This window comes from Caballeronia sp. INML2, from assembly GCF_023631365.1.
GTDB classification, from domain to species: domain Bacteria; phylum Pseudomonadota; class Gammaproteobacteria; order Burkholderiales; family Burkholderiaceae; genus Caballeronia; species Caballeronia turbans.
The window spans coordinates 15,060-29,895 of the sequence record NZ_JALQDH010000071.1; the positions used below are offsets into that span (position 1 = coordinate 15,060).

The 14,836-nt window shown below is 64.9% G+C and carries 15 protein-coding genes; 9 read left to right on the forward strand and 6 right to left on the reverse strand.

The window, feature by feature from the left end; translation table 11 throughout:
- Positions 1-93: 93 nt before the first annotated feature.
- Both NCT32_RS24490 and NCT32_RS24495 read right to left on the reverse strand, forming a co-directional pair.
- Entirely contained in the window at positions 94-1,641 is a 1,548-nt protein-coding gene (locus NCT32_RS24490) for a methyl-accepting chemotaxis protein (RefSeq protein ID WP_061116138.1), read from the reverse strand.
- 222 nt (positions 1,642-1,863) lie between these two features.
- On the reverse strand, positions 1,864-2,568 hold the full coding sequence (locus NCT32_RS24495) for a glutathione S-transferase N-terminal domain-containing protein (protein ID WP_061116139.1): 705 nt from the start codon (positions 2,566-2,568) through the stop codon (positions 1,864-1,866).
- 378 nt (positions 2,569-2,946) lie between these two features.
- Between NCT32_RS24495 and NCT32_RS24500 the strand changes: the two genes are divergently transcribed.
- Together NCT32_RS24500 and NCT32_RS24505 are read left to right on the forward strand one after the other, a co-directional pair.
- Positions 2,947-3,450 (forward strand): hypothetical protein, encoded by a 504-nt coding sequence (locus NCT32_RS24500; RefSeq protein ID WP_061116492.1) that lies wholly within the window; start codon positions 2,947-2,949, stop codon positions 3,448-3,450.
- A gap of 72 nt (positions 3,451-3,522) precedes the next feature.
- Positions 3,523-4,290, forward strand: coding sequence for an SDR family oxidoreductase (locus NCT32_RS24505; RefSeq protein ID WP_061116140.1), 768 nt, complete (start codon positions 3,523-3,525; stop codon positions 4,288-4,290).
- Between the two features lie 5 nt (positions 4,291-4,295).
- Here the strand turns inward: NCT32_RS24505 and NCT32_RS24510 are convergent, their stop codons facing one another.
- Complete coding sequence (locus tag NCT32_RS24510; RefSeq protein WP_061116141.1) at positions 4,296-4,526, reverse strand: hypothetical protein; 231 nt, start codon at positions 4,524-4,526, stop codon at positions 4,296-4,298.
- A 249-nt stretch (positions 4,527-4,775) separates the two neighbouring features.
- Here NCT32_RS24510 and NCT32_RS24515 point away from each other — a divergent pair, with 249 nt between their 5' ends.
- The 7 genes from NCT32_RS24515 (at position 4,776) to NCT32_RS24545 (ending at position 12,901) form a co-directional block, all read left to right on the forward strand.
- Positions 4,776-6,761 carry a sigma-54-dependent Fis family transcriptional regulator gene (locus NCT32_RS24515; RefSeq protein WP_061116493.1) on the forward strand — a complete coding sequence of 662 codons (1,986 nt, stop codon included), beginning with the start codon at positions 4,776-4,778 and terminating at the stop codon, positions 6,759-6,761.
- A gap of 188 nt (positions 6,762-6,949) precedes the next feature.
- On the forward strand, positions 6,950-8,005 hold the full coding sequence (locus NCT32_RS24520) for an ATP-NAD kinase family protein (protein WP_250477763.1): 1,056 nt from the start codon (positions 6,950-6,952) through the stop codon (positions 8,003-8,005).
- Positions 8,006-8,029: 24 nt separating this feature from the next.
- Positions 8,030-9,028, forward strand: a complete 999-nt coding sequence (locus NCT32_RS24525; protein WP_061116143.1) for a thiamine pyrophosphate-dependent dehydrogenase E1 component subunit alpha — start codon at positions 8,030-8,032, stop codon at positions 9,026-9,028.
- An 18-nt stretch (positions 9,029-9,046) separates the two neighbouring features.
- The gene (locus NCT32_RS24530) at positions 9,047-10,063 is read left to right on the forward strand and encodes an alpha-ketoacid dehydrogenase subunit beta (RefSeq protein WP_250490605.1); all 1,017 of its coding nucleotides are present in this window, start codon (positions 9,047-9,049) and stop codon (positions 10,061-10,063) included.
- Positions 10,063-11,187 (forward strand): acetoin dehydrogenase dihydrolipoyllysine-residue acetyltransferase subunit, encoded by a 1,125-nt coding sequence (locus NCT32_RS24535; RefSeq protein ID WP_061116145.1) that lies wholly within the window; start codon positions 10,063-10,065, stop codon positions 11,185-11,187. Before NCT32_RS24530 ends, NCT32_RS24535 begins: the two co-directional genes overlap by 1 nt.
- A 121-nt stretch (positions 11,188-11,308) precedes the next feature.
- Entirely contained in the window at positions 11,309-12,052 is a 744-nt protein-coding gene (locus NCT32_RS24540) for a lipoyl protein ligase domain-containing protein (RefSeq protein ID WP_061116494.1), read from the forward strand.
- Between the two features lie 18 nt (positions 12,053-12,070).
- Positions 12,071-12,901 (forward strand): hypothetical protein, encoded by an 831-nt coding sequence (locus NCT32_RS24545; RefSeq protein WP_086960683.1) that lies wholly within the window; start codon positions 12,071-12,073, stop codon positions 12,899-12,901.
- 8 nt (positions 12,902-12,909) lie between these two features.
- Here NCT32_RS24545 and NCT32_RS24550 read toward each other — a convergent pair whose 3' ends face one another.
- The 3 genes from NCT32_RS24550 to NCT32_RS24560 form a co-directional block, all read right to left on the reverse strand.
- The gene (locus NCT32_RS24550; RefSeq protein WP_061116147.1) at positions 12,910-13,428 is read right to left on the reverse strand and encodes a YMGG-like glycine zipper-containing protein; all 519 of its coding nucleotides are present in this window, start codon (positions 13,426-13,428) and stop codon (positions 12,910-12,912) included.
- A gap of 49 nt (positions 13,429-13,477) precedes the next feature.
- Entirely contained in the window at positions 13,478-13,828 is a 351-nt protein-coding gene (locus tag NCT32_RS24555; protein WP_061116148.1) for a hypothetical protein, read from the reverse strand.
- A gap of 173 nt (positions 13,829-14,001) precedes the next feature.
- Positions 14,002-14,805 carry a DeoR/GlpR family DNA-binding transcription regulator gene (locus NCT32_RS24560; protein WP_061116149.1) on the reverse strand — a complete coding sequence of 268 codons (804 nt, stop codon included), beginning with the start codon at positions 14,803-14,805 and terminating at the stop codon, positions 14,002-14,004.
- Positions 14,806-14,836 lie beyond the last annotated feature (31 nt).

Consider the following 14,836-nt stretch of genomic DNA (forward strand, 5'->3'; position numbering starts at 1 on the left):
CGTAACGCATTTCAGCCGGCGAACGAAATTCGCGCTTCTTCGTCTCCCATTCTGAACCGGTTAAAAAAATCATGTCGATCGCGAATAAATCCGCTAGACCTGGAACGCCCGCACAGTCTGCCTGAGCTCGCGCGCCTGTGCATCGAGCGATAACGCCGATGTCGACGCTTCGTTCACGAGCGCGGCGTTCTTCTGCATCAGCCGATCCATCTGCGATACCGCGTCATTCACTTCGTCGATGCCGCTGCTTTGCTCGCGCGATGCCGTGGCGATTGCTTCGACCAGCGCGGACACGCCGTCGACGGAATCGAGCAAATCGGCGAGCGTCGCGCCTGCGCGCATGACCGTCGCGCCGCTCGATTCGACGTGAGCGTTTACCTCCCGCGTCAGTTGCGAAATCTCCTTCGCCGCAGTCGACGAACGCCGCGCGAGCGCACGCACTTCCTCCGCCACGACCGCGAAACCGCGCCCCAGCGATCCGGCGCGCGCCGCTTCCACTGCGGCATTCAGCGCGAGCAAATTGGTCTGGAATGCAATGGATTCGATGACGCTCGTGATGTGCCCGATTTGCGCCGACCGTGAGGACAGATCGGTCATGCGCGCGATTGCATCGGCGACGGCGCGCTCGCCGTCCTTTGCGCGCGCCGACGCTTCCTTCGCGAGTTCGCGTGCGCGGTTCGCGTGTTCGGCGTTCGTGCGCACGGTCGCCGCGATCTGCTCCATGCTCGCCGACGTCTGCTGCAAGCTCGCCGCATGCTCTTCCGTGCGCGCCGACAGCGCGTGATTGCCCTCGGTGATGTCCGCAGTTGCGATGCCGATGGTGTCCGTCGAGCGCTTGATGTCGCCGACCATCGACGCGAGTTGGCTGCGCATCAGGCTCATCGCGTGCATCAGGCTTTGCGTGTCGCCCGGCGCGACGGGCACGTCCGTCAGCAAATCGCCCTTCGACACCCGCCGGGCGACGCTCGCCGCAAGCTCCGGCTCGCCGCCGAGTTGACGCACGAGCGTGCGCGCCATCGAAAGGCACAGCCCGCCGACGAGCGCCACGCCAATAGCGATGCACGCGCCGACCGTCCACTGCACGAGGCGACTCACGCGCTGCGCGTCGTCGTATTCCTGCTGCGCGGCGGTGAGCTGAAACGCGCGCAGCTCGGTGCTTTCCTTCTTGACGCGCGCGGCCTGCGGTTCGATCTGCTGCGTCACGATCCACTGCGCTTCGGACAAATTGTTCGCGGCGAGCAGGTCGGTCGTCGGACGAAATCCCTTGTCGCGCAACGTCGCCCAGTCGCTGGCGAGCCGTTTTGCGCGCGGCGCCTCGGTTGCATCGAGCGGATAGCGCAGATAGCGGCCGAGCAGGGCATCGACGTTCGCAATGCGCTGCTGCGTCGACGCGACCACGGCTTGCGTTTTCTGCGCCGATGGATCGAGCACCGCGTCGCTGATCGCGAACTGGCTTTGCGTGATGATCTCGTCGATGGTCGAGATGGTTTGCAGCGCCTGCGCGCGGCCTTCGTAGACGTGACGCAGCGCGGCATTGCCTTGCTGGACGCCGAATAATCCGACGCCGCCGACGGTGACGAGCACGGCCGCGACCGCGCTCGTGACGATCGCGAGGCGCGCCTTGACGGTGAGCTTTGACATGTTCTTCGGTAGACGAGAGAGGTGCGCGGGGAAGTCCGGAGGCCTTGAGCGCGGCATAACGCGCCGCGATCGGCCAATCATCAGACATTTTCGGAGAGCGCAATCTACCGGTCGTGCAAGACGTTCATGTGACAACCGTCTCCTGCGCGCGCCGCATACGTTTGCGTGCGCGTTACCAACAAAGGGGCGGATGCCCGCGCGCCCGGCGCGGGCACGCGATGATCAATCGCGCTTCGGAATCTCCAGCCCGCGCTTCACGGCAGGTCGCGCCAGAAATGCTTCAAGCACACGCTCGACGTTCTTGAACTCATGAAAATCGACGAGTTCGCGCGCCTCATAAAAGCCGATCAGATTACGCACCCACGGGAACATCGAAATATCGGCGATGCTGTATTCGTCGCCCATGATCCAGTCGCGGCCGTCGAGCCGCTTGTCGAGCACCGCGAGCAGCCGCTTCGATTCCGCGACGTAACGCGCACGCGGCCGCTTGTCCTCGTATTCCTTCCCTGCAAACTTATGGAAGAAGCCGACTTGCCCGAACATCGGGCCGATGCCGCCCATCTGGAACATCAGCCATTGCAGCGTCTCATAACGTTTCGCCAGGTCGTCGGGCATCAACTGGCCGCTCTTCGCCGCGAGATAGATGAGAATCGCGCCGGATTCGAACAACGGCATGGGTTCGCCGTTCGGCCCGTTCGGGTCGATGATTGCGGGAATCTTGTTGTTCGGATTGAGCGATATAAATTCCTCCGACATCTGATCGTTCTTGTCGAAGCGCACGAGATGCGGCTCGTAGGGCAGGCCGGTTTCCTCCAGCATGATCGAGACTTTCACGCCGTTGGGCGTCGGCAGCGAGTAGAGCTGGATGCGCTCCGGGTGCTGAGCGGGCCATTTGCGGGTGATGGGAAAATCGGAGAGTGCGGTCATGTAACGTCCTCAAAAGTCGAACCGCGAATATAACCATTTCGCCGATTTCCGTGTTCCGCACCGCGGCTGTGCGGCGTGTCATCGGGCGGACGCATCGAAAGACAAAGATTGAGGGATCTCGTACAGACGCGGCCTGTCGAAGCGCAGAGTCTGTGTGTACCTCCACTACACGCTTGTAGAAATCGCTGCCGGACGAGCACGAGGATTGCGCGAAGCGCCCGGGTCAAGAAGCCAGCCAACAAAGAAGAAACCAAGCCCTTGCGGGAACACTACAGCGTGTGCGCGAAGTGCGGGCCGATTTGCTGGCTCGCTTATTGCATCGATGCGGATGCCCGAGCATCAATGTCGGAACTTTACGAACCGTTGGTTACCGCTGCCATGAAAACCGCTCCTCTCGCAACGCTCACCGCATTCGCTGCCGTGGTCGGGGGACTGCTGCCCAGCCTGTGCGATGCGACGCCTCTCGAAAGCCAGCTCGACTGCAAATCCAGTGCGCACAGGTTCATCGCGCCGCTTGTCGCCAACAAGTCCATCGATGCGCGCCCCATGCGCGTCGAAGCGAATTCCGTGAATGCATTCAAGCCGACGCAGGGCAGCGAGCTCACCGCATACGGCTTTCGCGTCTACGCCGTGCTGGGCTACGAGCAGGGCGACGACATGTTCAAGCGCGGCAGCGGCCAGCCGATCAACGACTCCGCATACGGCGTCGTGGTGCTCGCCGCGGCGGAGACGGTCGAGGCGAAAGTGCGCGAATCGGGCAGCACGGCCGTCGTGAAACAGGTCGTGCCGATGCTGATGACCGCCGTTTTTTGCGACGGCAGCGGCGTGCATAACACGACGACAGCGGGCCCGGTCACGACGGAAGCATCGCGCAATCGCTGATTCATCGCGATAATGTTCTCCCGATTTCGGCGCGCGCATGTGTCGCGCGCATAACAACAGGAGAACGCCAACATGTCCGACGCAGCCAACCAGTCTCAACGAATCGCCATCGTCACCGGAGCGGGTAGCGGCATCGGGCGCGCGGCCGCGCTCGCGCTGCTCGGCGACGGCTGGTCGGTCGTGCTGGCGGGAAGGCGTCCCGCGCCGCTCGATGCGGTGATCGGCGAATCGAACGCCGGCGCCCGCGCGCTCGCCGTACCCACCGACGTCTCCGATCCGCAATCGGTCGAAAAGCTCTTCAAGGCGGCGGTCGAGCACTTCGGCCGCGTCGATCTGTTGTTCAACAACGCCGGCGTGACGAATCCGCCCGGACCGTTCGAGGACTGGACGCCGGAGCAATGGCGCAATGTCGTGGACATCAATCTGAACGGCATGTTCTTTTGCCTGCAGCAGGCGTTCCGCACGATGAAGGCGCAAATGCCAATGGGCGGCCGCATCATCAACAACGGCTCCATTTCCGCGAGCGCGCCGCGCCCGAACTCGGCGGCCTACACGGCGACGAAGCACGCGGTGCAGGGCCTCACGAAAACCGCATCGCTCGACGGCCGCAAGTACGACATCGCGGTCGGACAGATCGACGTCGGCAACGCATACACCGAGCTGTCCGAGCGCATGTCGCGCGGCGTGCCGCAGGCGAACGGCGAGATCGCCGTCGAGCCGATGATGGACGTGAAGATCGTCGGCCAGTCGGTGCTGTACATGGCGAATCTGCCGCTCGAAGCCAACGTGCTGTTTCACACCGTGATGGCGACCAAGATGCCGTTCGTCGGCCGCGGTTAAGTCGTCTACGCAGTCCGATACCAGACGCGAATGCCCGAGTACCAGTGGCTCACGCTGGTATCGTCGCCGGCGCCGAACGTCGAGAGACTCTCGACGTTCAGCACGTCGATTCCGTTCTCCGCGATCCACCTGTTCGCGCGCTCGACGAGCGCCGCGCCGTTCTCATACACGTTGCCCTTGATGATGTGATGCTGCACGATCTGTCGCTCGAAGTCTTCATAGGCGATCTTTGCCATCCGTCGTCTCCTGTCTTTTCGTTTTGATGCGCCGGGTTATCAGCATGCGTTTATGTTGCAGCGCAGCGCTATCGCCGCATGACGCCTTCTGCCGATTCGAGCATCATATGGCCTGACACACGCTCGTGCGAATCGGTTTCTCCCGCGTTTGCACCAGCGAAGAATGAAAGCATTCCGGGAGGCGATCAAAACGAAAGCGCGCTGCCAGGCGCCGATAAATGCCTCACTCAAGGAGACAAGGAGAGCGCGATGGACATGCGGCAACGCGAGCACATCGAGGCAGTCGTCGCAGCGACGACGTGGGCGGAACAGGTCGTGTCCGCCCCCGCGCTGGTGCGCACGCACGAGAACATCATTCAGTCTTCGTGGCGGCGTTGCGTGCATCAGTACGGGCTCGATCCGTCGCGCATGCAGGAAGCGCGCATCCTGCCGCAGACGCGCCTGCGCGAACATCAGCAGCGCATCGACGATTTCGCGCGCATCGCGCGTCACGGTCTCGAGACGCTTTACGAGCAGGTCGCGGGCATGGGCTACGTCGTGCTCCTGACCGATGCGCTCGGCGTGACGGTCGATTACATCGGCGACTCGAACACCGATTTCGCGCTGCGCCGCGCGGGCCTCTATCTCGGCGCGGAATGGAGCGAAGCCGGCGCGGGCACGTGCGCGGTGGGCACCGCGCTCACGACGGGCCAGGCGCTCACCGTGCATCAGGTCGATCATTTCGACGCGACGCACATCCCGCTGACATGCACCGCCGCGCCGCTCTACGATTCGCGCGGGGCGCTTGCCGCAATCCTCGATATCTCCGCGCTCACGTCGCCGCAAGCGCGCGACAGCCAGAATCTCGCGCTGCAACTCGTGCGCATCTACGCGGGGCATATCGAGAACGCGAACTTCCTGCGCACGCACCGGCAGGACTGGATCCTGAAGCTGAACACGGCGCCCGAATTCGTCGATGTCGATCCCGAATATCTGATCGCGCTCGATGCGAGCGGGCGCATCGTCGGACACAATCGCCGCGCCCACGCGATGCTCGCAGCCGAGATTGGCCGGCCGATCGCGCCCGGAGAAGCGGCGGCGTCGCTGATCGGCATGCCGTTCGATACGCTCTTCGATACGCGCATCGAAGAGCTCGGCCGCTTCGTGTATTCGCGGCCGAGCGAGCTGCGCGCGGTGCCGCTCGCGAAATCGGGCGCGCTGCTCTACCTGAGCGTGATGCCGCCTGCGCCGTGCTTTACGCCGGCCGCGCACGCGACTGCACGGCGCAACATCGACGTGCCCGCGCCGCTGGCCGCGCTGAGCGGCGGCGACCCCGCGCTCACGCGACAGCTGGAACGCGCCGCGAAGCTCGTCGATTCGCCGATCAATCTGCTCATCAACGGCGAAACCGGCAGCGGGAAGGAGTTCTTCGCGAAGGCGCTGCATCGCGCGAGCGCGCGTCGCGCGGGGCCGTTCGTCGCAGTGAATTGCGCGGCGATTCCGGAGACGCTCATCGAGAGCGAGCTGTTCGGGCATCTTCCGAACAGCTTCTCCGGCGCGGGCGCGAAGGGCAAGCGCGGGCTCATCCAGGAAGCGGACGGCGGCACGCTCTTTCTCGACGAAATCGGCGACATGCCGCGCGACCTGCAATCGCGTCTGCTGCGCGTGCTGGCCGAAGGCGAAGTGCTCGCGATCGGCGCGTCGCGGCCCGTATCGGTCGATGTGCGCGTCATTTCCGCGACGCATCATTCGCTCGACGCGCTCATGCAGGACGGGCGTTTCCGTGAAGACCTGTACTACCGCCTGAACGGGGCGCGCTTCACGCTGCCGCCGCTGCGCGAGCGAAGCGATCTCGACTGGCTCGTCGACAAATTCCTCGAAGGCGCGGTCACGCTGTCGCCCGCGGCGCGCGAGCGCCTGCACCGGCATGCATGGCCGGGGAATCTGCGCGAGCTCTGCAACGTGCTGCGTTATGCGCGCGCGGTGTGCTCGGATGGTCTGATCGACGTGGAAGACCTGCCGGAAGGATTCGCGGGCGCGGCCGCGCCGGTCGAGCCGCCGCCGCGCGTCATCGAGGACTTCGACCCGCATCGGCTGCCGCCGGAAGGCATGCTGCTGATGCAGTATCTGCGCGCCGCGAGCTGGAACCTGAGCGCGGTCGCGCGGCAGATCGGCGTGAGCCGCATGACGCTGTATCGGCGCATGGCGCGCTACGGCATCCGCTCGCCGAATCAGCGCGACGCGAACGGGCACTGAGCCGATACGCCTGTACCCCCGTCGATACACCTGCCGCTGTGACACCTGTCACGGCGGCGCTCCGTACGCCCTCTGAAACGCCCGTTTTTCGCGGGTAATCCCTCGCTTTTTCACGCCTGAAAACGCCTGTCCGATTGGCATGGCGCTTGCCTTTATCCGCCGCACAAAACACAAAGCGGAGACAAGGCATGCGTGAGAGCGCAACGCCGCTCGTCGGCATCATCGCCAATCCTGTTTCGGCGCGCGACATCCGGCGCGTCATCGCGAACGCGAACAGCCTGCAACTCGCGGATCGCGTGAATATCGTCTTGCGGCTGCTCTCGTCGCTTGCGTCGTGCGGCGTCGCACGCGTGCTGATGATGCCCGACCGCGAAGGCCTGAAGGTCATGCTCGAGCGCCATCTCGCGCGCAAGCACGGCCCGGATGCATCGCTCGCCAAGGTCGAATTTCTCGGCATGCCCGTGACCGCGCGTGTCGACGACACCTTTCGCGCCGCACGCACGATGCGCGAGGCCGGCGTCGATGCGCTCATCGTGCTCGGTGGCGACGGCACGCATCGCGCCGTCGTGCGCGAGTGCGGACAAGTGCCGATCGCGGGGCTTTCGACGGGCACGAACAACGCGTATCCGGAAATGCGCGAGCCGACCATCTCGGGACTCGCGGCCGGGCTGTATGCGACGGGCCGCGTTCCATCGAGCGAAGCGCTCGCGTCGAACAAGCGGCTCGACATCGAGATACGCGATTCGAAAGGCGGCGTGCGCCGCGATATCGCGCTCGTGGATGCTGTCATCTCGCACGAGCATTTCATCGGCGCGCGGGCGCTGTGGAAGATCGACACGCTCGCCGCCGTCTACGTCTCTTACGCCGATCCGCAGGCGATCGGCATGTCGGCGATCGCGGGTCTGCTCGAACCGCTCGGGCGGCACGATCCGGGCGGCGTCGCCATCGAACTCGCGGCGCCGGGTCAGGGCGAGTTCGATCTGCACGCGCCGATCGCGCCGGGTCTCATCGAAGCCGTGCCGATCGCGAACTGGACGCGCCTGGCCGACGGTGTGCCGCATCGCGTGAAGCAGCGCTCGGGCATCGTCGCGCTGGACGGCGAACGCGAACTCGCCTTCGGCCCCGGCGACGAAGTGACCGTCACGCTCCGGGAAAACGCCTTTCGCAGCATCGATGTCGCCGCGTGCATGCGTTACGCGGCGGCATCCGGGCTGATGCGTCAGCTCAAAAGCAATACCCGCTAGACCACCCCAACGAAGGAGACAGACATGACAGCGTCGCAACAGCACGCGGGCGGCTTGCCGCTCTCTAAGGAAGAACTGCTGGGCGCGTATCGCAAGATGCGCACGATTCGCGATTTCGAGGAACGCCTGCACGTCGATTTCGGACGCGGCGACATTCCCGGTTTCGTGCACCTGTACGCGGGCGAGGAAGCGGCGGGCGTCGGCATCATGACCCATCTGAACGACGGCGACCGCATTGCGAGCACGCACCGCGGACACGGGCACTGCATCGCGAAAGGCGTCGATCCGGTCGCGATGATGAAGGAGATCTACGGCAAGAAGGGCGGTTCATGCAACGGCAAGGGCGGCTCGATGCATATCGCCGATTTGTCGAAAGGGATGATGGGCGCCAACGGCATCCTCGGCGCGGGCGCGCCCTTGATCTGCGGCGCGGCGCTCGCGGCGAAGTTTCGCGGCAAGGGAGAAGTGGGCATCACCTTCGCCGGCGACGGTGCGTCCAACCAGGGCACGTTTCTCGAAAGCCTGAACCTCGCGGCCGTGTGGAATCTGCCGGTGATCTTCGTGATCGAGAACAACGGCTATGCGGAGTCCACGGCGCGCGATTACGGCACGGCGGTCGACAGTTATGTGGATCGTGCGGCGGGCTTCGGCATTCCGGGCGTGACCGTCGACGGAACGGATTTCTTCGCGGTGTACGAGGCGGCGGGCGAAGTGATCAAGCGCGCGCGCGAAGGCGGCGGGCCGGCGCTGCTCGAGTGCAAGATGATCCGTTTCTACGGCCACTTCGAAGGTGATGCGCAGACCTATCGCGCGCCGGGCGAGCTCGACGATATCCGCTCGAACAAGGATTGCCTGAAGAAGTTCGCGGCCGCCGTCACGCAGGCCGATGTGATTTCCCCCGGAGAACTCGACGCGATCGACAAGGAAGTCGCCGCGCTGATCGACCGGGCGGTGCAGGAAGCGAAGGACGCGCCGTTGCCGACCGCCGCCGATCTGCTCACCGATGTCTACGTCAAATACTGAATCCTGGAGACGACAATCATGGCCCGCAAACTGAGCATGAAGATGGCGATCAACGAAGCCATCGATCAGGAAATGACGCGCGATCCGAGCGTCATCGTATTGGGTGAGGACATCGTCGGCGGCGCAGGCGCGGACGGCGAGAAAGACGCGTGGGGCGGGGTGCTCGGCGTGACGAAGGGGCTTTACGCGAAGCACGGCGACAGACTGCTCGATACGCCGCTGTCGGAATCCGCGTATGTCGGCGCGGCGATCGGCGCGGCGGCGTGCGGCATGCGCCCGGTCGCGGAGCTGATGTTCATCGACTTCATGGGCGTGTGCTTCGACCAGATCTTCAATCAGGCCGCCAAGTTCCGCTACATGTTCGGCGGCAAGGCGGAAACGCCCGTCGTGATTCGCGCGATGGTCGGCGCGGGCTTTCGCGCGGCGGCTCAGCATAGCCAGATGCTGACGTCCCTGTTCACGCACATTCCGGGCTTGAAAGTCGTCTGCCCGAGCACGCCGTACGACACCAAGGGCCTGTTGATCCAGGCAATTCGCGACAACGATCCCGTCATCTTCTGCGAGCACAAGAACCTCTACGGTTTCGAAGGCGAAGTGCCCGAGAACTCGTACGCGATTCCGTTCGGCGAGGCGAACGTCGTGCGCGACGGCAAGGACGTTTCCATCGTCACGTATGGACTGATGGTGCATCGCGCGCTGGAAGCGGCCTCGACGCTCGCGAAGGAAGGCATCGAAGCGGAAGTCGTCGATCTGCGCACGCTGTCGCCGCTCGATATCGACACGGTGCTGGAGACGGTCGAGAACACGGGGCGGCTCGTCGTCGTCGATGAAGCGAATCCGCGCTGCAACATCGCCACCGATATTTCCGCGCAGGTCGCGCAGCAGGCGTTCGGCGCGCTGAAGGCCGGCATCCAGATGGTCTGCGCGCCGCATACGCCGGTGCCGTTCTCGCCGACGCTCGAAGATTTGTACATTCCGAGCGCCGCGCAGATCGCCGACGCCGCAGGAAAAACCATGAAGGGAGGAAAGCACTGATGTCCGCAATCACACCGATCGTGATGCCCAAATGGGGCTTGTCGATGAAGGAAGGCACGGTCAACGAGTGGCTCGTGGAGGAGGGCACGGAAATCACCGTCGGCATGCCGATTCTCGATGTCGAAACCGACAAGATCGCCAATGCCGTCGAAGCGCCCGACGCCGGCTTGCTGCGGCGCAAAGTGGCGGAGGCAGGCGATACGCTGCCCGTGAAGGCGCTGCTCGGCGTGCTCGCGGCGCCGGATGTGAGCGACGCCGATATCGACGCGTATGTGTCGTCGTACGTGACGCCCGCCGAAGACGAGGAAGAGGGCGAAGAAGCCGCGGCGTATCACTTCGTCGATGTCGACGGCATTCGCGTGCGCTACGCATCGCGCGGCGGCGACGACGCGAGCCGGCCCGCGGTGCTGTTCATTCACGGCTTCGGCGGCGATCTCGACAACTGGCTCTTCAATCTCGACGCGCTCGCGGAGAAGAATCGCGTGTTCGCGCTCGATCTGCCGGGGCACGGGCAATCGACGCCGAAAGTGCCGGGAACGTCGTTGGCGGATCTCGCGGGCTTCGTCGGGAAGTTCATGGACGCGGTGTCGATCGACCGCGCGCATCTCGTCGGACACTCGATGGGCGGCGGGATCGCGGCGCAGATGGCCGTCGACCAGCCGGCGCGTGTGCAATCGGTGTCGCTCATTTCACCTGCCGGTTTCGGCGATGAAGTGAACAACGCGTACACCGAAGGCTTCGTGACGGCGGAATCGCGCCGCGAGCTGAAGCCGGTCGTGGAGTTGCTGTTCGCGAACCCCGAGCTGGTGAGCCGCCAGATGCTCGACGATCTGCTGAAGTACAAGCGGCTCGATGGCGTCAGCGAGGCGCTGACATCGCTCAACGGCGGGCTGTTCGCGGGCGGCAGGCAGAGCGCGCAGCCGGGCGGCAAGCTGGCCGCGACGGGCAAGCCGGTGCTCGTGATCTGGGGCGAAAAGGACCAGATCATCCCGGCCGCGCACGCGAAGCAGGCGCCGGAAGGCGCAACCGTGCGCATCTTCGACGATGCCGGCCATATGAGCCAGATGGAGAAGGCGAACGAAGTCAATGCGTTGCTGAAGGAGCACGTGGCGAAGGGCGGCTGATCCGCCACGAGCCGCGCGCGCCCCGCCGGCGAAGGCCGCCGACGGGGCGCGCTCGTCTTTCGCGGTTATTGGCTACCATGCGTGGATGGCGTCGCTCGCGACGCGCCCGGACATCGATTCCATGCCCTTCCAACTGATCGATCCCGTTTCCCTTTCCGGCGACCCGCTCGACGCCGAGGAAGCGCTTCTCTCACGCGCGGCCGCCGGCGAGGCTGTCGCGCATGTCTGGGAAGCGCCCGTTTCGCTGGTCGTGCCGCGCAGCTATCAGCGTTACGCGGCGCTCGCCGATGCGCGCGAGGCTTTCGCACAGCGCGGCTGTCCCGTGTGGCTGCGTCTGTCGGGCGGCGGCCTGGTGCCACAAGGCCCGGGCATTCTCAATCTTAGCCTCGCGTATCCGGTGCGCGCGCCGATGGGCACGCTCTCCGAAGCCGTCTACCTGCATCTGTGCAGAATTCTCGCGAATGCGCTCAACTCGCTCGGCGTGCTGACGCACTGGCAGGCCGTGGAAGGCTCGTTCTGCGACGGCCGCTTCAATCTCGCATGGGGTCCCGGCGACGACGCGCGCAAGGTCGCGGGCACGGCGCAGTACTGGCGGCGCGTGCCGCACGGCGACACGGATCAGCCGCTTTACGCGGTGCTCGCGCACGCCGTCCTGCTCGTCGATGCCGATCCGATCGAAATCAACGAGCGCGCCAATGCATTCGAAGCGATGATCGGCAGCGGCCGCCGCTACGAAGAAATGCGCGTCGTGACCGTCGCGCAGGCGCTCGCCTACGAATGTTTCTCGCTACCCGCCGACCTGCGCGAGCGCGTGCGCGCGGCGTTGATCGACCGTGTGAAGGACGCGCCGCTGCCAGAGCACTAAAAACGCATCGAGGTGGCCATGCCGCTCAGAAGTGCTTCGAACGGGTTCTTCTTCGCGTTGTGGGTGGCCGTGTGCGCGGCCGCGCCCGAATTTCTGTGGCAGGGTCTCTTTTCTGTCTTCGGCCATTTTTCCCTGATCGATGCCGCCGCCGCGCTCCTCATCGGCGCGATCCTCGCGTTTTTCGTCGAGCCCGTTCTGGAACGCGTGCGCAGTCTCGGCGACGCGCACGAGCACGCGGAGAAATCGCCGGCCTTCGCCGCGTGCGAGGCGTTGAGCTTCGCGATCGTCGCCGTCTGCGTGCATGAGGCAATCACCGTGTACGTCGCGGCGAGCCATTCGAACGAACACGCAAGCGAGAACCTCGCGAGAGCCGTCGGGCAGGCGCTGCAATGGGCGGTCACACCGTTTTTCATCACGCTCGCGTGGATGGCCGCGCGAGCGCCGTCGTGGCTCGCATGGTCCGTGGCGGCACTGGCGGTGATCGCCACCTTCGTCGCCGGCGTGATATTCGGATGGAGCGCGCACGTGCTCGTGACGAGCGTGATTCCGGCGACCTGCGTGCTGATCGCGGGATGCATTATCGTGCGGGAACAGTGGGATGCGTCGACGTTCAGGCGCTGCGCCCGCGCGACCGGTGTGATCGCGCTCGCCTGGCTCGTGTTGACCGGCGCGCTGCAACTCGTCCTATGGCTCGCACACGTCCAGGCGTTTCGCGTTTATGAACGATCGGAGTTCTGGAGCGACTTGCGGTTTTACATCGGCTGGGTCACGGGGCTGCTCGTTGCGCCGGCCTTCGTGCCCGACGCGCCGCTGAACGCCGGCGGCGACGGCCGGCGCGTGCGGCGTTGACGACGTTGTCAGTACGTTCCGGGCGGTGGCTGCCAGCCCGGCGGCGGAGGTGGTGGCGGCGGTGTCGTGCTGTACGCCCCGGACGGCTGGACGGTGCGCGTGGCGCCGCGCACCGGCACCTTGTCGCCCGCGGCATACATGCATTGCAGATAGGCGTAATCGTAGCGCTGCTGCACGGTGTAACCCGATGCCTGCGATGCGCCGACGCCGAACGCGCTGCCCGTCAGCAAGCCCGCGCCCGCGCCGATGGCCGCGCCCGAGCCGCCGCCGAACGCCGCGCCCGCCGCCGCGCCGAGCGCAGTGCCGACGACCGCGCTGCCGACCGCGCTGTTGGTCGCCGCCTGATTGGCATCCACGCCGCCGACCTGATTGAGGGCGAACTGGCGGCACGAGGAATCGTCGGCGCGGAACTGGTCGAACGTCTTGGTGCTGCCGGGGAGCGCCATCACGCTAGGGCCGGTGGGCATCACGGTACAGGCCGAAAGACCGATCGCCGCGAGGAGCAGGGCAAGCCTTGAGTAGTTCATGGAATCTTGCGAATTCGCTTCGTTGTGTGTTTCAGGGCGCCGAAAAGCGTCAGTTCGACGGCGGCGGCGTAGCCGGAACCGGACGCCATGCGTCGGCACATTGCTTCACGTACGGGTAGTAAGCCTTCGCGGAGTCGCAGTAGTACCACATGCCGGCTTGCTGGGCGGGCGCGCCCGGATCGGCGGCCGGCTGGCCCTGCTCGACATATTGCACCGGCGCGGAAGGCTGGACGACCACGGGCGGCGGCGGATAGTAGTAGTACGGCGCGGGTGCCATGGGGTATGGGTAATACACGGGTCCGCCGACCCAAACGCCGACGCGTGACCAGGCATACGCGTTGGCGGTCACGCCCGCGCTCGCAATCAGCGATAGCGCGATAAAAGCCTTGAGGCGATTCACGACCTTCTCCAGAAAAATTGTTTGCGGTGTCGATGCCTATAACGGAAATCCGACCTCCGCTGTTGACCGGACATGGCGCATCTTTCAACGCTATTCCAGTTGCTGGAGAAATTCAATTACACGAGCGGGCGCGTATTTTTCGGCGCGTTACCCGGTAACAAAGTGTCGTGATTTCAGGCGCGCAGCACGGTCATTCCGGCTTGTTCGAACGGCTCGGTGAGCTTCGTGTCGGCTGCCTTTTCGACGATGATCGTCCGCGCGAGCTCGATTCCGCCGATCCTGTAAGCCGACGCCGCGTTGAGCTTCGCCGCCGACGCGAGCACGACGGTTTCCGCCGCGCGCGCCGACAGCGCACGCTTGATGTGCGCTTCCTCGAAATCGCCGGTCGTGAGCCCGGCTGTCGGATGCACGCCGGTGACACCCATGAAAAAGATGTCGGCATGGATGTGCGACATGGCTTCGACAGCGGCCGCGCCGACGGTGACGATCGAATGCTTGTAGAGCTTGCCGCCGATCAGCACGACGTCGACCGATGCGTGCTCCGCCAGCGCAACCGCGACGCTCGGGCTATGCGTGACGATCGTCGCGCGCAGATTCCCGGGAAGTTGACGCACGAGCAGCGCTGACGTCGTGCCGCCATCGACGATCACGACCTGCCCCGGCGCGATCATCTCCGCCGCCTTCTTCGCGATGCGCCGTTTCGCGTCCGACTCCATTTGCTCGCGCCGCGCGAACGGCGCGACCGCGGGCGAAGCGGGCAGCGCGCCGCCATGCACGCGCTGCAGCAGTCCTTCGGCGGCGAGTTCGCGCAAATCGCGGCGGACGGTGTCCTCGGAAATGCCGAATCGCGCGCTCAGTTCCGTGGCGAGCACTTGCCCGTCGCGCGCGAGGGCATCGAGGATCGCTTTCTTGCGTTGGCTGGTCAACATTGTCTTGCACGAAATTTCTTGATTTTGCACGAAGTTGCACGTTAGCATGAGTTCAACGAATTGTCGAACAGGTGATCCG